This is a genomic window from Paenibacillus sp. FSL P4-0081 (assembly GCF_000758565.1).
Taxonomy (GTDB): Bacteria; Bacillota; Bacilli; order Paenibacillales; family Paenibacillaceae; genus Paenibacillus_AQ; species Paenibacillus_AQ phytohabitans.
Window position 1 is genome coordinate 8,186,446 of the sequence record NZ_CP009280.1, and the last position, 20,003, is coordinate 8,206,448.

A 20,003-nucleotide genomic window follows, 5' to 3' on the forward strand; every position below is an offset into this window, starting at 1 on the left:
CAGATGACTGCGGCAGCCCCGTTTTTGGCATGCGTTCACCCGGTTCACGGCAATAAAAAAGGAAACCGCCAGGTTCAGCAGTTTCCTTCCAGCACTTACAGCCGAGTCTTATTCAGGCAAATGCTCTGAACAGAACAGAACCAGTGCTGCTTCCTCGTCCTCTTCCATATCGAAATCGAGCAGCTGGCCTGACGAGGTTTCCTGCAGATCGTAGCTGACAATGCTTGTCTGCTCTTCTTCCACTTTCACAATTACGCGGGCCGAAACACCGTTCTCTACGTATAGCTCATCATCTTCCGGCACATCCAGGTTAATGACGAACTCATATCGCTTGCCGCTTAGTATTCCAAAAGGATCTCTTACGTTCTCCACGGTGTAGCTTGTAAATGTCAACACGTCGCATTCCTCATTTCTCAAATCACTGCCAGATTATTGTAACACAAGTAGAAACGCCTTTGCTTCCTTTTACAAGACAGCATCGTACTTATGATGACAAACTGCTGCCTAATTTATCCGGGAAACTGCGCTGCCGGCACCTCTGCCTTGCCTTTGGTCTTCTTGATCTGCTTGCTGCGAAGCTGTCCGCAGGCCGCATCAATATCGACTCCGTGCTCCAGCCGGGTGCTGACGCTGACGCCCTGCTTCTTCAGCGTGTCGAAGAACGCACGTACGGATTCCCGCTCGCTCCGCTGATACTGGCTATGCTCATCTACCGGATTATAAGGGATCAGATTCACATTCGCCAGCTGACGCCGGTCTCCGATTAACTCGGCCAGCTCCAGGGCATGCTCCTCACGGTCATTGATATCCTTCAGCAGGATATACTCCAGGGTAATTCTCCGGTTGGTCTTCTCCAGGTAGTAATCAATCGCCGGCATTAGCTTCTCTATAGGAATGGCACGGTTGATCTTCATGATCTGTGTCCGCAGCTCATTATTCGGCGCATGCAGGGAGATCGCCAGATTGACCTGCATATTGGCGTCGGCGAATTCTCTGATTTTGTCAGCCAGACCGCTGGTGGATACGGTAATGCCTTTGCCGGCAATGGCCAGACCCTTGTGATCCTTGATCGTAATCAGGAAATTCAGCAGATGCCGGAAATTATCGAACGGCTCACCGATGCCCATTACGACTACATGGCTGACCTTTTGCCCAAGACCGGCCTGATCCAGATCAAGCTGAACCTTCATAATCTGCTCGACAATCTCGCCGCTGGTGAGATCGCGGCTCTTCGCCAGCAGCCCGCTTGCGCAGAAGCTGCAGCCGATATTGCAGCCGACCTGAGTGGTGACGCAGACGGACAGACCGTACTTTTGCCGCATAAGCACCGTTTCAATCAGGTTGCCGTCTTGTAAGCGGAACAGGAATTTGACAGTGCCGTCAGCCGATTCCTGCTTCACATGCTCTTCCATCGTCTGAAAGACATAATGCTCTTCCAGCAGCTGTACACAGTCCGGGTTCATCCCCGTCATTTCTGCAAAGCTGGTAACCCGCTTGCGGTATAGCCATTCCCAGACAGCGGATGCACGGGATTTCTTGTGCCCATGCTCCAGCAGCCAGGCGGTCAGTTGTTCCAAAGTCAATCCATAAATGGATTCTTTATTCATTTCATATCCTCTTTTCAAAACTTTAAAGTTCAATCAATCTATTCTACCTTGCGGGGGACATTAGCAACAACAATAACTTATTGTCTCAAATTTTGTTTATTAAAACAAGGGGAAACGCTGCCGATTCCGGGTCATTTCCGTGCACATACGCAGAAAAGCGCACCCCGCGATCCGGGATACGCTTCCTGTTTTTATTTGAAGACGGCGAACTTCAGTCCCTGTGCCTGAAGATACTCAATAATCTCAGGAAGTGCCTGGACCGTAACTGCTTTTTCGTGCAGCAGGTAGATGCCGCCGGACGGGTCCGTTGTATGGAAATAACGGAGGACCTGCGGGGCATTATCGGCTTTCCAATCCTCGGGGTCCCGGTTCCAGAGCAGCAGCTTCATATGCTGCCGCTTCGCCTCAGCGGCCAGCTCATCATTAACTGCACCATAAGGCGGACGGAAGATAGTTACCGCCGAGTTCATGTTCGACTCCAATTCCCGGCTGGCCCGCTCCAGATTCTTGCGGTTCTCCTCAGGGCTGTTCCGTGTCATATCACTGTGATCCCAGGAGTGGCTGCCTACTGGCATGCCATGCTCATTAGCATAGCTGACCTCTGCCGGGCGGCTGCTGGCGTTCTGTCCAATAAAAAGGAAGTTCGCCGCCACACCATACTCGTCCAGAATATCTACAATCTGCCTTGTGTACTGCGAGGGCCCATCATCGAAGGATAAGGCCACATACCCCTGAGGCAGGCTGTATTCATAGCTGTTCCCGTCCAGTTCAATCTCTTCAACCGAAGTCTCCGGAGCCGCTGCAGACGTATCTTCCGGGGTATCTTCCAGGGGATCTTCCGGAGCCTCTTCCGGGACTGCCTGGACTTCGCTGCTCTGGTAGGCCGCCGTCTGGATCACCGGTATAACATTAATAAGGGGACTACTGCTGACGTCCGCAGCTACGGCCGCCTGCAACGGGTCCTCATGGGCTTCTGCGCTGTTGCTGAACAGCTTGCCGTCCATGCGCAGCAGGAACAATGCGATGAGGCAGCTGAACAGAATACCGCGCAGCAGTATGGCCCGGACAGGCCGCAGGCTGCGGCTGCGCTTCAGATGTCCAGGTCTGTGCTGCGGCAATTCAAGTGACGGTACCTGAGCAGCAGGCCCGGGCCCGGCTGGACGTTCTTCCTCCTGCCGCGCCTTTACAAGCTGCGAGGCATACTCCTCAGAGCAGGCATAATACAGCGTTTCGCTAAACGTCTGGTTCATTTTGATCAGGGAGCTGAAAAAGCTGCGGCGGAAGGGGTCCCATTTGGGATAGAGAGACAGACGCACACGCTGACCCGCGAAGGGGCCAAGCATACTCAATTGCACATATGTATATTCATCGATGATTAGTATATGGCGGGCGGAACCGCTGCTGTGGGTTAAACCTACCTCCATCTGATAGACGCCCTGCCTCTGCTCAAGGGACAGCAGCTCTACCATCCGAGCAGTGTTCGCCGGGTGTACTGGCATAAGTCCTATGTATCTCCGTTGCTGTCGTTACGCTCTGCCGGCGGAGTGCTTCCGCCAAAGGGTACGGTCATGCGGTTGGTGAAATCGCTGATCATGCTGGAGAGGTAGGTTTTCTCCTGCCGGACCGTATCGTATTTCTGTTTCAGGTGACTGTTCTCTGTCTCCAGGCGCCCGATCTTCTCTTCGAGCTCATTCATCCGCTTCAGCTTCTCCGAGATGGCATCATTATGTTTTTGTACAAGATTGGCATATTTCTGCTGCTCCAGATCAATGGTGCTCTTGAGCTCATCCATTTCTCCTGACAGGGTCGTGTGCAGCTCACGGTAATCCTCCAGTACCTGGTCCACCTTCAGATTCTTCTCCACCAGCTTATGCTCTAGCTCCAGGATGCTCTTCTCCCGCTCTTCAATTACCTTGTTCAGGTTCCTCAGATCCCGTCCCAGCCTCTCCACATGACTGCTGGAATGATTCAGCCGGTCCTGCAGCTCATGGTTGTTCGTTTCAGCATGCGCTCTGGCCTGAATCATCTGCTCTACTGCGAAGACCAGATCCAGCGACTTTTTATCCAGCTGCGCTTTGCCGACGGACACGAGGCCGGGGGCACTTTCAGCCTTCTCATAATTATCGCTATCTTCGGGCGGAGGTTCGGCCAGTTGAACCTTTTGAACCATACCCGGTTTGGCCGTTTTGTCCACAGCTTCTTTCTTCTTAAAAAACGGAGCCGCCATCTATATAATCACCTCATTATAAATGTCAAAATATGTCGAGCATGTACGAGTTTATTATAGTTGATTTAGCGGATGCGTTAGTGAGCCTTAGTATCTAACTTTACTAAATGTATCCAAAGGCCCAAGTTGCGCCAGCAAGCTGCTGCCTGGCCCATTTCAGGATGAATTACCCCTGCCATTTGTACTGGGCGTTCCCGAAAAACAAGGACCACAACGCGCCTGAAAATCCCGGATTACTCCTGCGTGTTGTCATAGCATCCTAAGGCCAGAGTAATACATCTCCCGGTTCAAATCCGGGATTTAACGCTTAACTGTACAGCAAACAGGCACCATCCTGACCGGACGGCACCTTCATGCATCATTATCCAAGTTACATCGGGAACCCCGCCTGCAAAAGGTCAAACAGCATAATTTCCTGAACAACAAAAAAACGCAGTCCGCAGAAGCAGGGACCACGCTTTTCATCCAAACCATTATTTATACAGTACTTTCTCCACATTGTATTTCGCCTTAAGCTTGTTCACAATGTAAGTCTCATAAATTTCTCTGTCGACCGGGTCTTCCACGAGGCAGACTTCAATCTTGGTAACTTCATCACGGTGAGGCTTCATGACCGATACGTTATCTTCGAAGTGCTTCTTGATCCGCGGTCTAAGCTTGCGTGCCTTGCCTACAAACAGCAGCTCATCCTTGTCATTGTAGAACATGAAGATGCCGCCGGCTTCGCGGGTAATCAGGTGAAAATCCGTAAATCCGTAAATATGGCTGAGCACAGGGTTCTCCTGCTTAAAAATAGTAACTTCCGGTGCCGGAATGGTAATGCTGATCATTAAGCTTCACTTCCTCATTGTATATAGAAATAAATAGTATCACAGATTGGGAAACCTGACTATTTCTATCTTCTGCAGATTACTCCTGTTTTATGAGGGGATTTGCACATTTTCAGCTGCACGGTTCTGGAGGGAATGGATCGTCGCTGTTATCCCCTGTTCAAAAGGCGTGGCCGGAACCGGCCCGGCTACCCGTTCGTACTTCGCACCGCTGAGCCGCAGCGGCTCCTTCGTCAGATACAGCATCTCGACAATCTCTTTCATTACCGGTACAAACAGGCCGAGCAGTGACAAGCCTGCTGCGCCTAAGGGGATAACCAGTTTCGAGCTTCCGGCGGCTTCGCGGGCAATCCGGACGATCTCTTTGCCGGAGATCACGCCGGCTCCAGGAATATTCCAGTTCTGCCCGTAGGCCTCCTCGCGGAGGGCAAGCTCCACCATCATCACTGCCGCATCCGGCAGATAGACGTATTCGCGCGGAACGTTCATATTGCCGATGAACACCGCAGGTCTACCGGCAGCTATGGCTTCCAGCGTCGATCCGAGGTAAGAGGCTTCATTGGCCGTGGGGCCGTAATAATCCGGCAGGCGGACAATCATTCCCTTCATGCCGCTCCAGCGCGGGCTGAAGAACATCCGCTCGAATTCCAGCTTTATTTTCCCCTTGCGGGTATGCGGATTCTTCGGATAGTTCTCGGCAATCGGCTGCTCATTCACTCTTCTGCCATACGGATAAATCCCGTCCACAGCCACTACCTTCGCCCCCAGCCGGTTCGCGGCCTCCATCACAGCTTCACCCATCGGCAGCAGCTTCGCGTCCATTTCGTGATAAGGCACCGATGCACTGTGAAAAATAACATCAGCCCCGCGCGCGGCCTTGAATACATCATCCGCACGGAACACATCTCCGGTCTGCAGGCTCAGCCCTGCCGGATTCCCGAGCTTGGCCGCGAGCTGTTCCAGCTTCGGCATGGAGCGCCCAAAGGCTACAGTCCCGATCCCTCTTCGAAGCAGCTCGGCAATAATCACCGTTCCTGTCCCTCCGGTTGCTCCCAGTACCATCGCTTTGTTTATCATTTGAAATTCCTCCTGGTATAATGAATTTTTATTTATTGTTAATTTTTATTAGTGATTGATCACTAACTAAATAATAAAAATAAAAATAAATGGTATATAGCCGAACTAAATTTAAGCTGTTAACTGAAATCCTGTACGAAATACAACATTCTACCCATGAAATCGGGCTAAATTGAAAATTGTTGCACAAAAGGCAGCATTTCCATCTGATTCAAGCCGCTAAGCGGAACAATTCATGTATTTCGTACAACAATAATTACGAATCCCACCATATTCATGAGCTCAAGTTGTAATACGTACAACATTATCTATTCATGGCCGATTACCTGCGTTCATAATGAAAATGATGGACACGTACCACTATTTCGTTTCGTTCAAGCTTTGCTTGTTCTTTGCTTAATTCTTTGCTAGTTATCCATTGCATTACTAAGTTATTGATCAGTCACTACTCGAAAACTGAAAAAATGATGATCCGGCTGGATCGGGAATTATGCAGCTGACTCTTGCCTGTGGCTGTAAATTTTGCTTAATCCTCCTCCCGCGCTTGTTGCACCGTTACTCCCGATCATCCTCCTGCCCGCACCGGTGCTTACAGATGCTTCGGTTTCAGCTCCGGCATTCCCAGCGTGAGGGCGATATTGCAGAGCATACCGTTAGCCATGAAGGTGCTCACCTCCACCTCCGGGTGCGCAAACCCTGCTGCCGAGAACTTGCTCTCCATCAGACGGGTTACCTCCAGAATACCAGCCTGCATCGACTGGCGGATAGCTTCATCCCGGATGCCGATGGCCTGCACCTGCAGAATAATCTCATTCGGATGGGTCTCCATCAGTTGCTCGTATAGCTGAATGGCCTCTGCAAGCAGCTGGTCTGCGGGAGCCTGAAGCCCTGAGAAGGTGCGGAGAATCCGTTCAAAAGCCCGCTCCAGCGCAGCAATGAACAGCTCTTCCTTATTCTTAAACAGCTTGAAGATATACGGCTGGGATATCCCCACCTTCTCGGCCACCTGCGCGGTTGTAGCCCGGTAATAGCCATGTTCTGCAAACACAACCACAGCCGACTCCAGAATCTGCTCCCTGCGGTTTACCGGAATGGTCTCCTCTCCTTTGGAACGGATAGTGCCCGATTGCTTGTTCATATAGGTCTCCCTTTCTGCCGGAATGTTAGGTGATCGTCTGGCTGTCTTTAGGTTATTGATCAATCACTCTCTTGTTTAGCAGTATATACTTCTATCTTTAAATAATCAACCACAGCCTGAAAAATAATAATTACTGAACAAAATCTCCCGGAAGGCGAATCAGCACGAATCAGCACCAATCAGCACCTCCCTAAGGTTAATTTAGACCTCACTCACCATTCCGGCTAAATTTCACTTTGGATTAGCAGCTGCAAAAATGAAAACAAAAGCAACTATTGCCGGCCGCCATACTGCCAAGCCCTTTCGCCTAGACAGCCGTGCCGCCTGAATCAAATCGCGCATCGCCGCACCAGCCCCCCTTTCAACCGCGTGCAGAGAGATTGCACGCGGCGCTAAGCCAATTATTTCCCATATAATTATTTATTTTGCCGGACCGGACGCCGGACCGGAGTTAGTGGAGGTGATGGAAAGGACATGTCATCGCTTCGGCAGCGCCCTGTTGCTCAGACTCTGCTGCCGGATCATCCGTCCCCGCATGCAACGAGGCAGAGCCGCCAGCTTCACTGGATGGACCGGCTGCTGCATCTAACCTGTCCGCGTACGCCTTCTGCTGGTACATGAAGCGCGGACTTAGATGCAAATCTCTCAAGGTGTTATCGTTCCAGATCGGCGTGGACGAAGGCGACATCGGGGGGATCAGCCAGCCCCATTTGCCTGATACTTCACGCCCCTGCCGCTTCTCCTGTTCCTGGAAGCGGACGAACTGATCTGCCGCTGTATGGTGATCGACAATACTGACCCCGGCCTGCTTGAAGGAATGCAGTACCGCGCGGTTCAGCTCCAGCAGCGCACGGTCCTTCCACAGCGAGGTATTAGTCGAACGGTCCAGGCCCAGCAGATCGGCCACTGCCGGCAGGCGGTTATAACGTTCTGTATCCCCCAGATTCCGGGAGCCGATCTCCGTTTCCATATACCAGCCGTTGAAGGGCGCCGCCGGGTAACGGATGCCGCCGATCTCCAGGCACATATCCGAGACAACCGGAACGGGGTACCAGCGCAGGCCCAGCTCTGGGAACCGTCCGATCTCCGGATGAGTGAGCGGAATCTCCTGCACAAGTCCCGGCGGGACGGGGAACCAGCGGGGTTCCTCCCCGCCGATGCTGATGACAAGCGGCAGAATATCGAAATCCCCGCCTGTCCCCTGCCAGCCCAGCTCCCGGCAGACCGCAGTGAACTCATCTGAAGCCGGATCACCGGCACGCGGCTGCTCCCCGTCCCCGGGATAGCCGGCATAACGGATCAGTTGGTGATTCCAGATCCGGATAGCTCTATCCGGCTGCTCTCCGCTGCGGAATACGGTTATGACCGGCCGGATCCTGCCGCCGTTATTCGCATGCTCCACATGCCGGAATAGCGCCTCGGCCACCTCCTCCGCAGTCTCTGCCCCGCGCGCGTCAAGCACTGTAAGCGAATGCCAGAACAGCCTTCCGATACAGCGGCTGTTATGACGCCAGGCCATCCTCGCCCCATGGGTTAGTTCTTCCTCCGTATGTATATAGGTGCCCGTAAGAATCACTTCTTCGCGTATATTTGCAAGACGCCGCTCCCGCTCACTCTCTGACTTGTCCAGCTCCTGGTAACATGCAGTGATGAAGGCTTCCGCCTGCCCGATTAATTCATCAATGTTAGGCTGCTGATCTATTCGATTCATTCTTTCCCTCCTTGTTTCTGGTAAAATAATGTTGATCAACTCCGCTATTGGAGCGGATAACTACATGCTGGGGTGATGAGGTTGAGCAAATTCGGAATGTACGCGAAATTCACCGCTAAACCGGGTGAACGGGAGGCATTGGCTGCCATTCTGCTGGAAGCCGCAGCGGCGGCTGAGCCTGTCCAAGAATGCGAGCTGTATATCGTGAACCTCTCGGAATCCGAGGCGGATATCCTCTGGGTCACAGAAGTATGGAGCAGTGCGGAAGCCCATGCTGCTTCCCTTGCCCTGGAGGCCACCCGTGCCACGATCCAGCGGGCCATGCCGCTGATTGCCGGAGTCGAGCCGGTCAAGCTAATACCTGTGGGCGGAAAAGGGCTGGCGTTCGGTTCAACTGCCCCATAGGCGGCTGAACCCTTATACCTTTCCTGAAATAGAGGCAAGGAATGCAGCCCCAGGGCAGTAATCCTTGCCTCTATCTCATGATGCCCGCCTTGCCGGCAGCCCCGCTGCCATCCATGCGCAGTTCCGCTTCAATCAGAGCACTTATTTCAGCTCCAGCTCAGCCAGCCTGGCGATAATCCGTCTTTTGCGGTATAGCATACGGGCAGCCTCCGTCACATCCTCCAGCGTCTTCCGGTTGAGATACGCGCCAAAGAACATGCCTGCAACCGGAACAGTCTGGAGCAGCTTTTTCCAGCCCCAATTGTCACGGTATACCATAACAACCTCTTTCCAGCCCTGAATCTTCGAGACTGCCGCGTTCGTTCCGGCAATGATGTTGCCATCCCCGCCGGCCTGCAAATTCAGCTCCCGCAGAATCGTCCGCTTGCCGACAATATCGGAGGATGCGAATTGCATCACCTTCACAGTGAATATCCGTTCCGCCTTATCTGTCGGATCGTAGCCATAGCATAGGCCAATCTCCTGGATGGCCTTCAATGAAAGGCCGAGCACAGCCGGAATATCGGCAGCAAGGGTGAAGATTCCGCCGAAGCCGGTAGTTGCCCCTTGGGCAGTTGCCGTATTCCGGCTCCTCTCTGAGAGCCGGAGCGCTGCCGCATCCATTACAGCCAGCGGATACGGCCCGTTGCCCGTCCCCCCGGCTGCCACGCTTGCCTCCCCGATCAGCGTGCCTACCTTGCGCCCGGCAACCAGATAGTTGCCGCCATTCTGGATGTAGCTGCCCAGCTCATCCAGCAGCTTGCCTACCTTCTCATGAATAATCTTCGGTGTGATTTTATCAAGCAGCTTGAACGGCAGACGGGTAATCCGGTCCCAGATCATCAGCTTATTCTGCTCTTTCTCCCACTTGGCAATCCGGGCAAGCTCGGCATGCAGTATCTCCGGTGTCTCCAGCGGTACCCGTGAATCATTAGCTTCCGGCATATTTATGCCTCCCTTAAATGATGGTCTTGTCATGTTTGTTGCGTCTGCGTCTTAGTGGTATTACTACGTAGCCTTCCCCTGATCCGGTTCACGTAAATTATAGATGTGCCTGATACCTTATAACCTTATTCACTCCGAATGATTGCACAAGTTTGTATATGCTGGCCCCGAATTAGATAAATATATAAGACGCACTTAAGATTTGAACGTGAAGCTTAGTCGTCACTGCGTGAACATTTGGACTTCCGGCCGCTGTTGTCCCCAGATTTCTTGATTATTACCGCTGTTCGCAGTGGAAATCCGGTGACTGGGTATGCTTCCGTAGCGAGCTTTCCTGCGGAAAGCTTTCAGGCGGGCGCTATCGCTCCTACAGTTCCAAATTTCCCCTCCGCTTCTTTCGCTTTTTGTTATTTTTTTAGTGCTTCTTATATAGCAAACAGGCATTCCCGGAGTAAATCCGGAAATGCCTGTTGCAGCAGTAACGCAGGTGCTTAATAGCCTGCCGAATTCAGGCCGGCTTCAGACTCGGTGCAGATCACGCTGGGCTATTGCTCAGGCTTTAGCTCTGGCTTTAGCTGCGGGCCTTGGCGCCAGGTTCGTCCAGTGAAGCGAGTCTGCGTTTCTCTTCGGCCAGCCTGTCTTCAGTCAAGTCTACACCGTGTCCGCCGACCGATCCTTCGGGAGCATGGCGAACGGCTTCCTCGGCATGCTCCAGGCTATTCTCCGCCTGGTCAATCATCTGCTCCGTTGGATGGCTTAACGCCTGAGTTACAGCGTTGTGCAGCTTGGTCACAGAATCCTGTGCCTGATCCACCGTGCTGTTCGTCCGCAGACTGGATTCGTAATGCTTCATAAGAATACTTCCCCCTCAATCACGGTTTCTGTTCTTCTCTAGGATGGATTGGGGGCGTGGATCTTATGCAGACATCTCCTACACCAGAAACATGGCGGTGAGAGTCATCGCCGCCAGACCCAGCAGGACCGGCTTCAGATTGCGCCGGGCCAGCTCGAAGGGGCTGACGCCGCAGATCGCCGCGGCGGGAATGAGCGCCCACGGGATCAGGGTGCCGCCGCCGACCCAGATGGCGGCTACCTGCCCAAGGGCAGTGAGGGTCGCCGCGCCGGAATGGATCGCGGCGGCGAACAGCCCGGCAATCGAGCCGGCCAGCGAGATGCCGGAGAAGCCGGAGCCGTCGAGACCGGTGATCGCGCCGATCACCGTCAGCGTCACGGCTCCCACGGCGCCATTAAGCGGCACGTGATCCGCCAGGGCAACGCCCAGGTCGTTCACGATGCCATGCGAGCCGTCCGGCAACACCTGGCCGAACAGTTCGGTGAAGGCCGAGTCGCCAAGATAGAAGAAGGCTGCGATCGGGATGACCGGTCCAAAGACCTTGAAGCCGAATATGAATCCTTCAATGAGATAGGCCGTGATTTTCTCCAGCCCCTGTCCCTGGCTGCGGTGGGCCAGCAGGGTAACGACAATCAGGATCAGCACGGCGGTTCCGCCGACCAGAGCTGTAGCATCACCACCCTGCAGGTGCAGCATGAACATGGCTATCACATCCAGAAGGAAGAGCAGCGGGATGGCGATGGCCAGCGCTTTTCGAAGCCCGGCGCTCATGAGTACCGTCCCGTCATCGCCCGTCCCGGCTGCAGACAACGGCCCTGCTGTGCCTTGGGCAGTGACCACCAGGCCGTCTCTCCACGTTCCATTCTTCTGGTCTCTGCGCATCATCCAGAAGGCAGTGACAGTAGTTACAACCCCCATCACGATAACCAGCGGAATACTAGCCTGCATGACGCTGGATACCGGAAGACCCGCTGCATCCGCAGTCAGCTTCGGCGCTCCCTGGATAATATAGTCGCCGGAGAGGGCGATCCCGTGCCCGAACAGATTCATTGCCACCGCTGCACCAAGTGCAGGCAGGCCGACCCGGACAGCGACAGGCAGCAGGACTGCACCGACCAGTGCCACCGCAGGGGAAGGCCAGAAGAAGAAAGAGGTCACCATCATGATCAGCCCGATCCCCCAATAGGCCATCGCTGGTGTGCGCAGAATCCGGGTGAGCGGGGATACCATCGTCTCGTTGATGCCTGTAATAATCAGAATCCGGCTCATCGCCACAATAATGGAGATAATCATAATGGTGCCGAGCAGCTCTTTGGTAGCATATACGAAGGAGTTGAAGATTCCCGATACCGACCCGCTGAGCGTAGCCGTTGCCAGCAGACCCAGCGCCAAAATCCCGGTCACGCAGATCATTGTCGTATCACGCCGCCGGATCAGCAGCGCCAGAATGAACACAATAAACACTAAGTACACCCAATGAATCGCCGTAAGCTGGATACCCATTATCCTGCGCGCCCCCTTTCCACTTCCTTATAGCAAGCTCAGTGCTATATGCTATGCAGGGGCATAGGCTGGTGTTCGTACAACCGGGCACGGCTGCGCCATCTTATAAAAAAAAGATCCCGGAATCCACGCAAACCAAGGATTCCGAGATCAATATACAGGTGTTTCCTATTAAGGCTGCCGGTTTGCCCTCCGCGCCCGGATGAAGGCCAGCTGCTGCAGCCGGTCCTGGGTGGAGATTCCGCTCCACAGGCCAGGTTGCCCGGCAGGGCCCCCGCTGCTCTTCCCTGCTTCTTCCGGTGAAGGGGCAGAAAGGGACAGGGTACAAGTACCGTCCCTGTAGATGATTAGGCTATGATCAGCAGAGAGGTGATCTTTGGCGACATACTCATCAATGTAGCCGTATATTTTTCTTAAGGTCACAGGATCTTTGCTCATCTGCTGCAGGATATTCGGGGCAATCACAATCTCCCGCACATCATCCCTGGCTCCCTTGCCGGCACTGTCCGCACCCTTGCTCCCGTCCTTGGACACCGCTGTGATCCGGACAGGCAGGCCGTATTTCTTCCTGATTCTGCGTGCCTGATCTTCAATGGCCGCAGCAACAGCTGCCAAAGTCTCCGAGAAACTAAGCACAGACGACTCTGCCGGAGCATGGGCCTCCTGATGCGGTGAACGGGTCAGTGAAGCGGCTTGAATCCGGGAAATGGGAATATACATCGAACATTCCTCTTCTCGATAAAAGTTCAGGACAACTCTTTATCGGTGAAAAGAAGAAGATTGCTTAAACCGTTCTATTTTGTGCCCAGTGCCCCGGCTGCTGCATCCTCGCCGCCAAGCCGCCCGGAGGTGAAGGAATACCCCAGTCCGACGCCATTTCCTACATAAGTATCGTTAAAGAGTACACCTTCGGACTCCACGCCCACGGCATATAATCCCTTGATGGGCACACGCTTGTCATTCAGCACCTGAAACTTGGTATTTACAAGCAGGCCGCCCACCGAGCAGAGATTATTGATCTCGGAAATAATTGCATAATACGGGCCGCTCTCACCCATCGGAAGCAGATATTCCTTCGCTTTGCCGAACTCGGTATCGATGCCGGTCTTCGCCGCTTCCTGATACAGCTTAAAGTCAGCAGCGAATACCGCAGCATCCATACCCGCATTTTTTGCCAATTCCTCAATGGTATTACCCTTGAAGCCGTCACCGTTGGCAACCATGGACTCGAAGACTTTATCCGCATCCTTCCAAGGCTGGTCCAGCGTGAATTTATCGGCAAAAGAAGCATAGAATTCCGGCGGCATTCCCGGCAGTCCGGGTGCTTTCAAGCCATGCATTCCCTTGGTCTTGAGGGCATCAATCTGCGCCTGCGAGAGAATGACCAGATGATAGGCTCCGTTAAAAGCACTCGTGTTCGCCGCTGCTACTGCGGTTAGTGTTGCCGCCTCATCCCGGAATCTCGCCCCGGAAGGGCCGACATTCATCAGCGTTGGCAGGTAGGAGAGCATCAGCGGATAGCTGGCTTCGAACGGCTCATACTCCGCCTTCAGCTTGTCCGTTGCTCTGGCCAGGGTCTGGTGAAGCATTTGTCCCCCGAAGTTATCGGGAACCTTCGCCCCAATATCCCAGGACATTTGCAGCCCTTCGCCGATATTCTGTCCTAGTCCGCCATTGACGCCTTCGAAGCCGAAGGCTTCCTTGACCATCTCTTTGTTGCCGGCATAACCGCCGGTAGCCATGACAATGCTTTTGCCGGTGATCTCAAGCACAGTTCCATCCGCCTTCCCGGCAACCACTCCGGTAACCTCACCATTGCTGCCTGTAATCAGCTTCTGGGCTGTTGTTTCGGTGATTACCTGTCCGCCGCCCTTTTCCACGGATTCTGAAAGCATCGCCTTCAGCAGATCCTGGCGGGTGTCATAGGCCGGTAACATATGCAGCTGTTCTCCGCCAAAGTTAAGGAAGGTAGTGGTGTAGCCCTTGCCTGTCAGCCAGTCATAGGTTTCACCCGACTTGGTCACGTACTGGCGGATTGCCGCTGCGTCTACTCTCCAGTGATTATTAACGATCCAGTCGGCAATCTCCTTCTCTACTTCCACTTTAAGTCCGCTGCTGACAGCGGCTGAAGAGTTGTAGAACTTACCTGCCCAGGACAGATTGCTTGCTCCGCCAATCGTAGCTGTTTTCTCAATAAGAATGACCTTTGCGCCTTTATCGGCTGCTGAGACTGCTGCAGATACGCCGGATGCGCCTGCACCCACGACAACGACATCCGCAGACAGCTGCTCCGTCTTGCCTTCTCCCGATTTCACTACAGCCCTCGATTTAAAAGCCTCCACGTTGCCGCCCGCCTGCTTCACCGCATCTTCAACGGCTGTCAGGATCGCCGTGCTCGACTCCGAAGCACCGCTGACTGCATCTATGGCCAGAGTCTGGCCGGCAATAATCTCTTCCTTAATCTTATTAATGGCCTCCACGCCGATGCCGGCCGTTTCGTTCTGGCTGACCACCTGGATATCCGTGATTACGGATTCGGCGTCGAGTGTAACCTCAACCTGAATCTTGCCGTCTTTGCCGTCAGCTTCCGCTTTATAGGTTCCCGCTTTAAAAGCATCCGGTACCGCACTTGTATCCGCCGGCTGCGTAGCCTCCGGTGATGCTGAAGGCTGCTCCGATGCTGCCGGTCCGGCTGAATTATTGCCGCTGCAGCCGCTGATGAGCGACAGAACCAGGATCAGACATACGCTTACTTTTAACAACGGCCGTACTGCTTGCTTATGCATTATTTCTCCCCCTGTGTGGTTAGTGCAGCCCCGCCTCTCTCTCTCTCTAAGAACTGCTGACTACGCACAGAGTGTAAACCTTGGTACAGCACCAAGGTCAATGAAATATATGTGAAATATTTCTCAAAGTATAAAAGCGGGCGGCTCCGTTTCTGTTTGTTTTGCCGGAATATTGATCTCCAGATAGGTTTTGTTGCAGCTGTTCGTGCGCTCTGTAAACAGGATTTTACCGCTGATATCCCCGCTGACTGTATACTTCTGCGCCTTCGCATAATCCAGCATGAATCCGAAGGACTCCCGTTCGAGGTATTCCTCATAGGTGCTGACAATCACTGCAGAGATGCAGGTTGCCGGCTCCAGATACTCCACACTGTCATTCAGGCAAACCTCAAGCTTCTGCTGATCCTCTTCCAGCAGGGCAAGCCCCCAGCTGTAATCCAGCTCTTCGGCTCCATAGATGCATTCTGTATTCTCAATACGGAAGGAATAGAAGGTGAACGGCAGCAGCTCCATCCAGGACTGGACGGTTCTTTTGAGACCATCCTTCTGCAGCAAATGGTTCTTGTTCGTCTGCTGAATCCGGTACATACCCGGCACTTGCTTGATTCTGCAGGTATAAAAGGATTCGCTGATCCCCCCAAGCTCGGCATGAATCTCCTGAATCTTATTCAGCAGCAGCGTGCTGCGGCGTATCTCTTCTTCCAGCTGCATTCCGGCAGCCGCTATCGACTCTACCACTTGCTCGGAAGGTGCGTCTTTAATCAGTCCGGCCACATCCTGAAGCGGAATCTGCATGCTCCGGTACCATCTGCTCGACAGTAAATTGCGCGCGTCCAGATCATTGAAATACCGGTAATTGTTATGCTGATCCTTCACCGGCCGGACAATATCATGTTTCTCATATAAGCGCAGTGTATCTGCCGTCACCCCTAGAATTGACGCGAATTCACCGATAGAATATTTCATCAGCAGCCCCCCAGCTTACTTGATCCCATTCTTTCATCAGTTCAATGATAGAGGGTTTGGCCGGGAGACTTTGTGGATTATGTCACACGGGTGCTACTGCGCCTTGCCTTCGCTCAGGCTTGCCATCGTCTTATTGAGCCGCCGCTGCCGCGTTTCTGCCGTCTTGGCATCCTCAATCGAGAGGACAAACCGCCGTTTATTCGTGTAGGATAATCCGTCCCAGAACTGCTTCGCTCCGGCATGCTGCTCCAGCTCCGCAGCCAGATCAGCCGGTACCTCCACTTCACGCGGCCGGGTATCCAGCGCAAGCTCTACTTCGATCTCATCACCGGCACTGACACCGGCGCCCTTGCGGTGCTCCGCGCTGAGCGGAATCATGAACTGTCCGCCCATCGTCGCTACCGTGCTGGAATAGCTATATTCCCCGATCGTTACCTTCACCGCCGGCTTCTTGCTTGTCCCGAGCTCTGCTACCGCCTCCGCAGGAACAGGGATCCCCGTGGCCGTCTTGCCGCCCAGTATAACGGTTGTCCGGAATTTCATATTTATTACCTCCTGGATAGGCGCTTAGCCATTTTTATTCCCATTGTAGTGCAGGGAATGGGGCTTTTCCAGTCGCCGGTGAGGGCGGCATGGTTTATACTTAAAGGTACTGAAGAATGTGACGAACGGAGGCGGCTGCCATGCCCGCGAATCTAACAGAAAAGGTAGCAGACCTCCCTTTATCGCCTGGCGTGTATCTGATGAAGGACAGTCTGGGACATATCATCTATGTCGGCAAAGCGAAGCAGCTGAAGAAGCGGGTCCAGTCCTATTTCTACAATAACAAAGGACACTCGCCCAAGGTGAAGCAGCTCGTCAAGCATATCCGCGATCTCGAATACAGGCTGACCGATACGGAATTCGAAGCCTTCATGCTGGAATGCCAGCTGATCAAAGAGATCAAGCCGATGTACAACCGCAAAATGAAAAATCCGCTCGCCTACAGCTATATTTCCATCGTGGGTACTGCGCCGTACCGGCAGATCGAAATCGGCTATGAGCCCAGCACACAGGCAAATAGTCTCTCCTATGGTCCTTACACCAGCCGCAGCACTGTGGAGCGGGCTGTACAGGGCATTAAGGAATCGCAGAGAATTCTCTGCAGCAGCCCCCATTCCCGGACCACCCGCTGTCTCAACCATTCGCTGGGCTTATGCATCGGCATGTGCGGGGGCGGTGAGGCTCTGAAGCGGTATGAGGAGATTATCGGGCAGATCATTGCACTGCTGAACGGGAGCGGCAATTCAATCGTAAGCGGACTGGAAGCCCGGATGGAGGAGGCTGCGCTGCGGTTTGACTTCGAAGCAGCTGCCAAGTACCGTGATTACCTCGGGGCGGTCCACTCGCTGCTGCACAAGGAGCAGGTGATCGGCTTCACCGGGGAGAACAAGAATATTATCGTGCTGGAGCCGGTGGACGGGCAGTCCCACAAGCTGATTCTCATCAAGGGCAGCGTGATTCTCTACCGCACCCGGCTGGCGACTGAAGCGCTGGACAGCGGACAGCTTACCAAGATGATTACCACTGCCGCATTGGAGCATTTCCGCAGCAGCAGCCTGATTGCGGCTACAGAAGAAATGAGCCGTCATAAGATCGATGAGGCCCAGATCATCTACAGCTATCTTAAGAGCAGCTCCGGCAATTATCTGCTGGTTCCGCAGGAATGGCTGGAGGATAAGGATACCGCCGGGCTGGAGGAAGGGATTAACGGGCTGATCGGGAGCGCATTATAATCAGCGCTGATACCGGCTCTCCAGGTGATTCAGGAATGGACCGTTAACCTACTCGCGGTAACAATAAATCGCTGCAACAATAAACCAGGACCTCTGCATGCAAGCAGCGGTCCTGGTTTCTAATATAGAGGAGCATTCGGCTGCAGCCTTCCTCTGCTCGAGGGCCGCAGGCAGTCCTGACTAATAGGTTACACTTGCGCAGTAGGACGGATCACGATCTCGTTCACATCGATATTATCCGGCTGTTCAATCGCGTAGGCAATGGCACGCGCTACTGCATCCGGTGTCATCGCCAGCTTATCGCGGACGGCGGCAAGCTGATCTCTCACTGCCGGGTCTGTCACACTGTCCGTGAAGCCGGTCTTGACGATACCGGGCGAAATGATGGTGACGCGCAGCTTGTCGCCCGCCTCCTGGCGCAGTCCCTCCGAGATGGCACGCACGGCGAATTTCGTTCCAGAGTAGACCGACTGGTTAGGAACCGTCTTGTGTCCCGCTGTAGACGCAGTGTTCACGAAATGTCCGAAGCCCTGCTCACGGAAGACCGGCAGCGCTGCGGCAATACCATACAGAACACCTTTGATATTAACGTCAATCATGTCCTCCCAATCCTCGACGCGCAGGTCGTCGAGCGGGGAAATAGGCATCACTCCGGCATTGCTGACGAGCACATCTATCTTCCCGTACCGCTCACAGGCAAGTGCAACGAGTCTGCTTAGATCCTCCCGCTGTCTCACGTCCGTGCTTGCATAAACGGCTTCGCCGCCATTGTTCACAATGCGTGCTGCCAGCGCCTCCAGGCGGTCTGCTCCGCGCGCTCCAAGCACTACCTTTGCCCCGCGCTCCGCAAGGAGCAGCGCTGCCGCTTCCCCGATCCCGCTGCTCGCACCCGTAATGACGACAACTTTATTCTCAATGCTCATACTGCATCCTTCTCTCTACGGTCTAATGGCCTTGCCTGTTCATTGTAAGTAAACAGCGGCCCAATCAGGTAGACAGATCGCCTCCGATCCTTGCCTAATCCTCTCCGGTGTATATATAATTAGCCATTAGACCTACGTGTAAAGGAGCAGTGAAGCATGAACGACATCTCCTCCCTCTCTACTCTCCCTGCTCATTTACAAGAACTGATTCTGCTTATTCAGCGTCATGCGCCTTCAGAAGGAACACATGCTTCAGACGTGCCGGAGCTATGCTTCAGACGCGCAAGCCAGGTGTCCGAGCCGAGACATTCGGTCAATACGCCTTCGTTATACGTGATTGTACAAGGCTCCAAGACAGCTTCGCTGGCGGGAGATACTTACAGATGCAGTCCGGGCAGCTACATGGTCAGCCCGGTGCATCTGCCTGTAGTCGGGATGATTACGGAAGCCACGCCGGAGCTTCCCTATCTGAGCCTGCAGTTATCTATTCGTCCGGAGGTCATACTGGACATCATCCACAGCAGTGGTCCGCAGCGGGAAGCAAAGACGGAACGCGGGATCCTGCTTGGCCAATCCGATACACCGCTGCTGGAGGGGCTGGTCCGCCTGGTCCGTCTTCTGGATACCCCTGAGGATATTGAGTTCCTCGCACCGATGATGATCCGCGAGATTCTGTACCGTGTGATGAAAGGGGATCATGGGGCTATCCTCAGCCAATTCTCCATTGCCGGCAGCTATTCGTATAACATTTCCAAAGCTATACATCTGATTAACCGCGATTACTCCAAGCCCCTTGTGATTGAAGAATTGGCGAAGGAAGCCAATATGAGCCCTTCCTCCTTGCATAAGCATTTCAAAAAGGTCACAGCAATCAGCCCCCTGCAGTATCAGAAGTCCATCCGGCTGCAGAACGCACGCCGTTTGCTGCTGTCAGAGGGATTAGAAGCCGCTGACGCGGGCTTTCGCGTGGGCTATGAGAGCCCTTCCCAGTTTAGCCGGGAGTATGTCCGCATGTTCGGGCGTCCGCCCATGAACGATGTTAAGCATCTGCGCAATACCTTAAGTGTTCACGCGGATGAATAGGCGAACTGCCGCAGGACAGAAGCCGCTGAATTCATTATGAGTTTTGGAAGCAAGAATCAGAGATTCTGCAGGACAGCCGTTACGAGAAGACGAGCTATCTGGCGCCGGTTCTTCAGATACACATTATTTCAGCAG

Annotated in this window: 19 protein-coding genes; 3 read left to right on the forward strand and 16 right to left on the reverse strand. The window is 53.7% G+C overall.

The annotated features are described in order from the left end of the window. Window positions 1-108: 108 nt before the first annotated feature. The 8 genes from P40081_RS34860 to P40081_RS34895 form a co-directional block, all read right to left on the reverse strand. On the reverse strand, window positions 109-396 hold the full coding sequence (locus P40081_RS34860; protein WP_042140422.1) for a DUF6509 family protein: 288 nt from the start codon (window positions 394-396) through the stop codon (window positions 109-111). Window positions 397-509: 113 nt separating this feature from the next. Beyond that, complete coding sequence (gene rlmN, locus P40081_RS34865) at window positions 510-1,607, reverse strand: dual-specificity RNA methyltransferase RlmN (RefSeq protein WP_039294932.1); 1,098 nt, start codon at window positions 1,605-1,607, stop codon at window positions 510-512. A gap of 191 nt (window positions 1,608-1,798) precedes the next feature. After that, window positions 1,799-3,106 (reverse strand): polysaccharide deacetylase family protein, encoded by a 1,308-nt coding sequence (locus tag P40081_RS36905; RefSeq protein WP_081970345.1) that lies wholly within the window; start codon window positions 3,104-3,106, stop codon window positions 1,799-1,801. A gap of 5 nt (window positions 3,107-3,111) precedes the next feature. Then, window positions 3,112-3,834: a hypothetical protein gene (locus tag P40081_RS34875; RefSeq protein WP_042140423.1), complete on the reverse strand. Its 723-nt coding sequence runs from the start codon at window positions 3,832-3,834 to the stop codon at window positions 3,112-3,114. 473 nt (window positions 3,835-4,307) lie between these two features. Beyond that, window positions 4,308-4,664 carry a nucleotide excision repair endonuclease gene (locus P40081_RS34880; protein ID WP_042140424.1) on the reverse strand — a complete coding sequence of 119 codons (357 nt, stop codon included), beginning with the start codon at window positions 4,662-4,664 and terminating at the stop codon, window positions 4,308-4,310. A gap of 90 nt (window positions 4,665-4,754) precedes the next feature. Continuing rightward, on the reverse strand, window positions 4,755-5,741 hold the full coding sequence (locus P40081_RS34885; RefSeq protein WP_042140425.1) for an NAD-dependent epimerase/dehydratase family protein: 987 nt from the start codon (window positions 5,739-5,741) through the stop codon (window positions 4,755-4,757). Between the two features lie 589 nt (window positions 5,742-6,330). Further along, window positions 6,331-6,879 carry a TetR/AcrR family transcriptional regulator gene (locus P40081_RS34890; RefSeq protein WP_042140426.1) on the reverse strand — a complete coding sequence of 183 codons (549 nt, stop codon included), beginning with the start codon at window positions 6,877-6,879 and terminating at the stop codon, window positions 6,331-6,333. A gap of 451 nt (window positions 6,880-7,330) precedes the next feature. Beyond that, window positions 7,331-8,590: a nitric oxide synthase oxygenase gene (locus tag P40081_RS34895; protein ID WP_081970347.1), complete on the reverse strand. Its 1,260-nt coding sequence runs from the start codon at window positions 8,588-8,590 to the stop codon at window positions 7,331-7,333. A gap of 81 nt (window positions 8,591-8,671) precedes the next feature. Here P40081_RS34895 and P40081_RS34900 point away from each other — a divergent pair, with 81 nt between their 5' ends. Then, entirely contained in the window at window positions 8,672-8,995 is a 324-nt protein-coding gene (locus tag P40081_RS34900; RefSeq protein WP_039294950.1) for a putative quinol monooxygenase, read from the forward strand. 141 nt (window positions 8,996-9,136) lie between these two features. Here the strand turns inward: P40081_RS34900 and P40081_RS34905 are convergent, their stop codons facing one another. The 7 genes from P40081_RS34905 to P40081_RS34935 all read right to left on the reverse strand — a co-directional run bounded on the left by P40081_RS34905 (window position 9,137) and on the right by P40081_RS34935 (window position 16,630). Continuing rightward, window positions 9,137-9,979, reverse strand: coding sequence for an EcsC family protein (locus P40081_RS34905; protein WP_042140427.1), 843 nt, complete (start codon window positions 9,977-9,979; stop codon window positions 9,137-9,139). A gap of 571 nt (window positions 9,980-10,550) precedes the next feature. Then, a complete protein-coding gene (locus P40081_RS34910; protein WP_042140428.1) occupies window positions 10,551-10,832 on the reverse strand; it encodes a hypothetical protein in 282 nt (93 codons plus the stop codon). 78 nt (window positions 10,833-10,910) lie between these two features. Beyond that, a complete protein-coding gene (locus P40081_RS34915; protein ID WP_042140429.1) occupies window positions 10,911-12,335 on the reverse strand; it encodes a hypothetical protein in 1,425 nt (474 codons plus the stop codon). 171 nt (window positions 12,336-12,506) lie between these two features. After that, the gene (locus tag P40081_RS34920) at window positions 12,507-13,055 is read right to left on the reverse strand and encodes a hypothetical protein (protein ID WP_042140430.1); all 549 of its coding nucleotides are present in this window, start codon (window positions 13,053-13,055) and stop codon (window positions 12,507-12,509) included. Window positions 13,056-13,129: 74 nt separating this feature from the next. Next, window positions 13,130-15,121 (reverse strand): FAD-dependent oxidoreductase, encoded by a 1,992-nt coding sequence (locus P40081_RS34925; RefSeq protein ID WP_042140431.1) that lies wholly within the window; start codon window positions 15,119-15,121, stop codon window positions 13,130-13,132. Between the two features lie 123 nt (window positions 15,122-15,244). Continuing rightward, window positions 15,245-16,087: a MerR family transcriptional regulator gene (locus P40081_RS34930; protein ID WP_042140432.1), complete on the reverse strand. Its 843-nt coding sequence runs from the start codon at window positions 16,085-16,087 to the stop codon at window positions 15,245-15,247. 93 nt (window positions 16,088-16,180) lie between these two features. Continuing rightward, entirely contained in the window at window positions 16,181-16,630 is a 450-nt protein-coding gene (locus tag P40081_RS34935; protein WP_042140433.1) for a YdeI/OmpD-associated family protein, read from the reverse strand. Window positions 16,631-16,770: 140 nt separating this feature from the next. On the opposite strand from P40081_RS34935, the gene P40081_RS34940 reads away from it, so the two are divergent. Continuing rightward, a complete protein-coding gene (locus P40081_RS34940; RefSeq protein WP_042140434.1) occupies window positions 16,771-17,862 on the forward strand; it encodes a GIY-YIG nuclease family protein in 1,092 nt (363 codons plus the stop codon). 188 nt (window positions 17,863-18,050) lie between these two features. Here the strand turns inward: P40081_RS34940 and P40081_RS34945 are convergent, their stop codons facing one another. Next, window positions 18,051-18,785 (reverse strand): SDR family oxidoreductase, encoded by a 735-nt coding sequence (locus P40081_RS34945; RefSeq protein WP_042140435.1) that lies wholly within the window; start codon window positions 18,783-18,785, stop codon window positions 18,051-18,053. Between the two features lie 156 nt (window positions 18,786-18,941). Here P40081_RS34945 and P40081_RS34950 point away from each other — a divergent pair, with 156 nt between their 5' ends. Beyond that, window positions 18,942-19,868, forward strand: a complete 927-nt coding sequence (locus P40081_RS34950) for an AraC family transcriptional regulator (RefSeq protein WP_042140436.1) — start codon at window positions 18,942-18,944, stop codon at window positions 19,866-19,868. The last annotated feature ends 135 nt before the right edge of the window (window positions 19,869-20,003 follow it).